Genomic DNA, 1,125 nt, shown 5'->3' on the forward strand with positions numbered 1-1,125 from the left:
ATGATACTTTTCTTGGCTTGATCTCTCGTTTTATACTTTTCATGAAAAACTAACTCTCTTTTGATGACGCTATGAAATGACTCGATACATGCATTATCGTAACAGTTTCCTTTTCTGCTCATACTTGTAATCATTCCGTTAGTTCGTAATACTTGTTGGTATTCCTTCGACGCATACTGGCTCCCACGATCTGAATGATGAATGAGTCCAGGAGTTGGAGTCTGAGTTCTGATTGCTCGTTTTAAGGCGAGGATCACTAATTCCTTTGTCATTCTCTCATCCATTGCCCAACCGATGATTCGTCTTGAATACAACTCCATAATCGTTGCTAGATAGAGCCAACCTTCACTGGTCCATATATACGTAATGTCAGCTACCCACGCTTGTCCAGGGCGTTCTACTTTGAATTGTTGGTCTAATAGATTTGGATATACTGGTAGATTATGTTTTGAATTCGTCGTCGCTTTGTATTTTTTCACTGTTTTTGAGCGAATGCCTTCTTCTTTCATAATTCTCGATACGGTTTTTTGCGATACAGAGACTCCTTCTGAATTCAATTGTTTTGTGATCTTTGGACTACCATAATTTCTTCTTGAGTCCAAATACACTCGTTTTATTTGGCTCGTTAACTTTTCTTTCCGTTCTTTTTGATTACTCTTTGGTCGATTTAGCCACTTGTAGTAACCACTTCTTGAAACACCTAATACTTCGCACATCTTTGCCACACGGAAATCGTGTCGGTGCTGTTGAATAAAGTTGTAAATTACTTCTGGTCTTTCGCAAAGATGCTCATAGCCTTTTTTAAGATGGCGTTTTCCTCTTCTAGGTCACGTATTCTTTTTTGTAAATCTTTATTTTCCTTGTCTTCGGGTTTTAAGTTCCCACTACCGACAAATGCAGCTTCCCCATCTTTACTAAATTTCTTTACCCAATTGTGTAATGTTTGTTCTGCAAGATCCAGCTCACGTGCAACCTCCGCAACCCTCTTGCCACTTTCAACTAATTGTACGGCCTCTAATTTAAATTCTTTGTCATAGCTTTTTCGTTTTGTCATCTTAGACACTCCTAGTAAATTGTTAAGATTATTATACTTTATAAACTCCCAATTCACTGTGTCCATAATTT

General features: G+C 37.9%; 1 pseudogene. It reads right to left on the minus strand.

Going from position 1 to position 1,125, the window contains the following annotated elements:
• A pseudogene (locus tag ACQKIM_RS28160) lies at positions 1-1,054 on the minus strand (IS3 family transposase); the annotation flags it as partial.
• Between the last annotated feature and the right edge of the window lie 71 nt (positions 1,055-1,125).

It is taken from the genome of Lysinibacillus sp. NPDC047702 (assembly GCF_050272555.1).
Lineage (GTDB): Bacteria > Bacillota > Bacilli > Bacillales_A > Planococcaceae > Lysinibacillus.